Origin of the sequence: Leptotrichia sp. oral taxon 215 str. W9775, assembly GCF_000469505.1 — a bacterium.
In the GTDB taxonomy this organism is placed as follows: domain Bacteria; phylum Fusobacteriota; class Fusobacteriia; order Fusobacteriales; family Leptotrichiaceae; genus Leptotrichia_A.
Genome location: NZ_KI272862.1, coordinates 1 through 4,258, shown reverse-complemented (window position 1 = coordinate 4,258; position 4,258 = coordinate 1). Strand labels below are relative to the sequence as shown.

General features: G+C 29.4%; 11 protein-coding genes. All 11 read left to right on the top strand.

Features of this window, described 5'->3' with window-relative positions:
* Positions 1-36: 36 nt before the first annotated feature.
* The 11 genes from HMPREF1984_RS08555 to HMPREF1984_RS11400 all read left to right on the top strand — a co-directional run bounded on the left by HMPREF1984_RS08555 (position 37) and on the right by HMPREF1984_RS11400 (position 4,174).
* Positions 37-720 (top strand): ORF6C domain-containing protein, encoded by a 684-nt coding sequence (locus HMPREF1984_RS08555; RefSeq protein WP_021767574.1) that lies wholly within the window; start codon positions 37-39, stop codon positions 718-720.
* 1 nt (position 721) lies between these two features.
* Positions 722-970 carry a hypothetical protein gene (locus tag HMPREF1984_RS08550; protein ID WP_021767573.1) on the top strand — a complete coding sequence of 83 codons (249 nt, stop codon included), beginning with the start codon at positions 722-724 and terminating at the stop codon, positions 968-970.
* Positions 971-1,022: 52 nt separating this feature from the next.
* Positions 1,023-1,196, top strand: a complete 174-nt coding sequence (locus tag HMPREF1984_RS11415) for a hypothetical protein (RefSeq protein WP_156894269.1) — start codon at positions 1,023-1,025, stop codon at positions 1,194-1,196.
* Positions 1,175-1,939, top strand: coding sequence for a putative HNHc nuclease (locus tag HMPREF1984_RS08545; protein WP_021767571.1), 765 nt, complete (start codon positions 1,175-1,177; stop codon positions 1,937-1,939). The genes HMPREF1984_RS11415 and HMPREF1984_RS08545 overlap by 22 nt, the downstream gene beginning before the upstream one ends.
* A complete protein-coding gene (locus HMPREF1984_RS11410) occupies positions 1,936-2,079 on the top strand; it encodes a hypothetical protein (protein WP_021767570.1) in 144 nt (47 codons plus the stop codon). The genes HMPREF1984_RS08545 and HMPREF1984_RS11410 overlap by 4 nt, the downstream gene beginning before the upstream one ends.
* A complete protein-coding gene (locus HMPREF1984_RS08540; protein ID WP_021767569.1) occupies positions 2,076-2,534 on the top strand; it encodes a methyltransferase domain-containing protein in 459 nt (152 codons plus the stop codon). Before HMPREF1984_RS11410 ends, HMPREF1984_RS08540 begins: the two co-directional genes overlap by 4 nt.
* Before the next feature lie 23 nt (positions 2,535-2,557).
* Positions 2,558-2,776, top strand: a complete 219-nt coding sequence (locus tag HMPREF1984_RS08535) for a hypothetical protein (RefSeq protein ID WP_021767568.1) — start codon at positions 2,558-2,560, stop codon at positions 2,774-2,776.
* 74 nt (positions 2,777-2,850) lie between these two features.
* The gene (locus HMPREF1984_RS08530) at positions 2,851-3,534 is read left to right on the top strand and encodes a hypothetical protein (protein WP_021767567.1); all 684 of its coding nucleotides are present in this window, start codon (positions 2,851-2,853) and stop codon (positions 3,532-3,534) included.
* Positions 3,535-3,592: 58 nt separating this feature from the next.
* Complete coding sequence (locus HMPREF1984_RS08525) at positions 3,593-3,778, top strand: hypothetical protein (protein ID WP_021767566.1); 186 nt, start codon at positions 3,593-3,595, stop codon at positions 3,776-3,778.
* A gap of 12 nt (positions 3,779-3,790) precedes the next feature.
* A complete protein-coding gene (locus HMPREF1984_RS11405; protein ID WP_021767565.1) occupies positions 3,791-3,931 on the top strand; it encodes a hypothetical protein in 141 nt (46 codons plus the stop codon).
* A 66-nt stretch (positions 3,932-3,997) separates the two neighbouring features.
* Positions 3,998-4,174, top strand: a complete 177-nt coding sequence (locus HMPREF1984_RS11400) for a hypothetical protein (RefSeq protein WP_021767564.1) — start codon at positions 3,998-4,000, stop codon at positions 4,172-4,174.
* The last annotated feature ends 84 nt before the right edge of the window (positions 4,175-4,258 follow it).

Sequence of the window (4,258 nt, the reverse complement as noted above, 5' to 3'; positions counted from 1 at the left end):
CTACTGCTTAAAATAGTATAATAGGAGGATAAAAGAATGAATGAATTACAAATAATAGAAGAGAGAGAAGTATTAGGGAGAGAATTTAGAATATATGGAAATTTTGAAAATCCATTATTTTTGGCAAAGGATGTTGCTGAATGGATAGATTATGCAAAAACAAGTCAAGGTTATTATGATGTAAGCAATATGTTAAAAACAATTGATAATGAAGAAAAGCTACTACGAAAAATTTTCGTATCAGGTCAAAACCGTGATATGTGGTTTCTAACAGAAGATGGACTATATGAAGTCTTAATGCTTAGCACAAAACCAATAGCCAAAGAATTTAAAAAACAGGTAAAAGAAATTCTGAAAACAATAAGGAAAACTGGAAGTTATTCAAAACCAATGTCGGTACAGGATGTTTTAATAGCAACATTAGAAGAACAGAAAAAAATGGTGCATAGGATAGAAATTGTGGAAAATAAGGTTGATAATGAAATCAGAATAGACCAGTCAGAACAAAGAAAGTTACAGAAAGCTATAAACATCAGAGTATATCAAAGACTGGATGTAATCAATGCTGAAAAAAGATTGATGTTTCCAGCAATACATAGAGATGTGAAAGACCGTTTTGGAGTAGCAAGCTACAGGGATATAAAAAGAAAAGATTTAACTGAAGCATTGGCATATGTTCAGAACTGGATTGAAAAAGCAGAGCTAAGGGGGTTAAATTAAGATGTCAATAGAAAAAATAAAAACATTCGAAGAATTTAAAAAAGAATTGGATTTTGAAACAACAAAAAAGCTGACAGAAATTTTTCAAATGATTGCTAAAAAAGATGGATTTAAAGCTACTAACACAGAAACAGGAAAAGACATTTCGGATGAAGTTATTGAAAATGAGATTGGAATGGAAAGAATAGACATAGAAAGCATTGAATTTCTGATTTATAAAGAGTGGAAAAAGTGGTGGAGAAATATATAAAAAGACAAATTCACAGTTATTAAAGGCTGTGAATTTTTATTTAGGAGGAATTATGATAGAAGAACAGGAAATAAGGGCTGAATTAATAAAAAGAAAGATTAAAGAAGGTATGGATTTGACGGATAATGAATTTGATTTTTGTGATGGGAACAAGCATCTTTTTCAGAAAGTCAGATTCAAAAAAGTGAGAAAGGCAATAGATAAATGGCAAACGCAGAAATCATAGACAGTAAGATTATTATAACTTTACCAGTTGAAAAAGTAACTGCCGGGCTAAAAATGGAGCTTGAAGAGTATTTGAATAATCTGCCTATTACAGTTATCCCAGTCAAAAAATTATCACAAGCACAAAATGGGTTAATTCATGTGCTTTTAAAAGAATTTGGAGAACAACTGGGGTATACTCTTTTAGAAATTAAGGAACTAATGAAAGAACAATTTGCAATAGCAACTGACAGGTTGGATTTTTCAACAGCTAAATGTGACATGCAAACGGCTAATGAATTCATAGCATTTATAATCGAACAGGCACTAGAAATGGGAGTGAATCTGTATATTTTAGGAAAGCATGATACTAGATATAAACACATATTAGAAATAGACAATATTACTCAAAGATATGTTATAGCATGCTTGAGAAAAAGGACATGCTGCATATGTGGAAAAGTGCATGATGAATATAATACAGTCGACTTGGAACATTGGAAAACAGTTGCAAGTAGTACAGGAACTTACGAAAATGATGATGGACTACAAAATCCATTTTTGACATTATGCAGAGAACATCACAATGAAAAGCATAATATAGGGATTGAGAGTTTCAAAAACAGGTATTATATAGAGGGAGTTTGGCTTAATCCTCAACTGGTATATGAACTACTGGATATTTATCCGAAACACTTTGCATTGTTCAGGAAAAGACTGAAAGAGGGGTACTATGATGGACTGACAAGAAGGGAGAAGAAATGAGAACGAAGGAAGAAATAAAGGAGAAAAAATATGAATTAGAAAAAAAAATAAACTATGCTGAAGTCAATAGTAAGGCATGGCATTATTTAAGAGGTCAATTTGAACTTTTTAAATGGCTTGAAAATAAGGAGGAAGAATGAAAAAAATACTGGATGCATGCTGTGGAAGTAAGATGTTCTGGTTTGATAAAGAAAACGAGAATACAGTATTTATGGACAACCGACATTTTGAAGATACATTGTGTGATGGTCGTACTTTAGAAATAAATCCTGATGTCATTGCTGACTTTAGACATATGCCGTTTCAAGATGAAAATTTTTATCTTGTTGTATTTGATCCACCACATTTGCTCAAAGCAGGAGAAAATTCATGGTTGGCCAAAAAGTATGGAAAACTGGATTCTGCTACATGGAAAGAGGACATAAGGCAGGGTTTTAATGAATGCATGAGAGTTTTAAAGCCAAACGGAACATTGATTTTTAAATGGAATGAGGAACAAATAAAATTAAATGAGATTTTGGCCACTATTGATTTTAAACCATTATTTGGTAACAAAAGAGCCAAAACTCACTGGCTTGTGTTTATGAAAGAATAAAACGATAGAAAGGAGAAAAGGAAATGATGAAATTTTTGAAAACATATTTGCTAGGATTTGCAATAGTTTTTGTGTTTTTAACAATAATTGAAATAATAGGAAAAATAAATGCATATAGAAGAACTAAGAGATGGAACAGTCATAAATTTAACTGGAAAAGCATTATATATTTTTCACTATATAGTTTCGGATTCTTTGCTATATGGTTACATGACACTATTGGAGATAATTTTTATATATAAAAAATAACAGGACAATGACAGTTGAATATTTTTGGTCTTAGGGTATAATATATTATTATATTTTAGGAGGAGTTATGGAAAAAAGATATGTTTATATTTTTGTTAAAAAATTTGGATTGAATGGGAAACAGAAGCTAGAAAAATTTATATTGGACACAGGAGAGGTGTATCAAGAATTTGCTAAAAATAAAAATAGATATGCTTTAAGTTCGGAACAATTAATAAAGGCTATAAAAAAAGATTGGATAAGTGATTTTGATGTACTGAATGAAAAAGAATATGTAGGCGAGTTTATAGCTGTCAAAGAATCTGTTATAAATTCTAGAATGACTATAGAAGAAAGAAAAGAAATTATCCAAAAAGAGTTTGATAAATTAGAAAAAGAGGAAGATTTTTATATTTCAGATCCTTTTATATTTGCTAATTATCATAATGAATCTGAAAGTCTGGAATACTTGAAGATAATATTTGAAACTGTTAAACCTAGAAAGGTATTTATATTTCATAGTAACAGAACTGAGCAATTTAACAATATTAAAAGTAAAATAGCCGAGTATTGTAATTTTAATAACAATTTGGATGAAAAAATAATATGTACTCAAAATAATAAAATACACGATAGGTTTTATATAACTAAAAATAAAGGAATTTGTGTTGGAACATCTATTTCAGGATTTCATAATAAGTTATTTATAGTGAATTCTATTGAATTTCAAGATGTTACAGAATTAAAAAGATTTTTAAAAGAGATTATATAATAAAATCAAAAGACCAAATAAAACTGGTCTTTTTTAATTGAAAAAGAAAGGAAGTAGAATGATAGATAAAATAATAAAAATATTAAAAATAACATCTCTAGCTTTTGTGATTATAATTTTCTTTTTTTCAACAATTATAATTCACAATGCAAAAGATTTAATTACAGTGGTAAAATACTTTGGACTGTACATAATGACAGCGGTACATGTCCTGGTATGTTTCAGTTTTAAGAACAAAGATTAGGGGGATTAATTAGTGAAAAAAGCTTTAAAATGTAAATTCTGCAAGAAAAAGAAAATGGAATATGAACTGGAAGGGGGCAGATTCAACTATGATTTTGTATGCCCCAGATGTAAAAAAAGAAATGTTGGAACAATAGTTGAAAAAGGTAAATAAAAAATATGTTGACAAACGGTACGATATATTATATAATCATATCGTACTGTTATATAGGAGGAAAAAATGGAAAAAAGAATTTTAAATATTTCCTATTCGAAAAGTGGTGCTGGTAGTATAACAACTAGATTATCTGTTCCTAAGAGTATGCTTGATAAAATGGGTGTAACTCAAGAGAATAGACAGATTGAACTAGAATTTGACGAAACTACTAAAGAAATCACAATTAGAAAAGCGAAATAAAAAAACTCCTTAAACCTATAACAGTTCAAGGAGCATACTGTATAATAACAGCCTAACCACCTTTATTATACTGTATAAACTCCA

Coding starts and splice junctions, on each gene's coding strand:
- HMPREF1984_RS08555 (WP_021767574.1), top strand. CDS start 37: ATGAATGAATTACAAATAATAGAAGAGAGAGAAGTATTAGGGAGAGAA.
- HMPREF1984_RS11415 (WP_156894269.1), top strand. CDS start 1,023: ATGATAGAAGAACAGGAAATAAGGGCTGAATTAATAAAAAGAAAGATT.
- HMPREF1984_RS08540 (WP_021767569.1), top strand. CDS start 2,076: ATGAAAAAAATACTGGATGCATGCTGTGGAAGTAAGATGTTCTGGTTT.
- HMPREF1984_RS08545 (WP_021767571.1), top strand. CDS start 1,175: ATGGCAAACGCAGAAATCATAGACAGTAAGATTATTATAACTTTACCA.
- HMPREF1984_RS11400 (WP_021767564.1), top strand. CDS start 3,998: ATGGAAAAAAGAATTTTAAATATTTCCTATTCGAAAAGTGGTGCTGGT.
- HMPREF1984_RS11410 (WP_021767570.1), top strand. CDS start 1,936: ATGAGAACGAAGGAAGAAATAAAGGAGAAAAAATATGAATTAGAAAAA.
- HMPREF1984_RS08535 (WP_021767568.1), top strand. CDS start 2,558: ATGATGAAATTTTTGAAAACATATTTGCTAGGATTTGCAATAGTTTTT.
- HMPREF1984_RS08530 (WP_021767567.1), top strand. CDS start 2,851: ATGGAAAAAAGATATGTTTATATTTTTGTTAAAAAATTTGGATTGAAT.
- HMPREF1984_RS08550 (WP_021767573.1), top strand. CDS start 722: ATGTCAATAGAAAAAATAAAAACATTCGAAGAATTTAAAAAAGAATTG.
- HMPREF1984_RS08525 (WP_021767566.1), top strand. CDS start 3,593: ATGATAGATAAAATAATAAAAATATTAAAAATAACATCTCTAGCTTTT.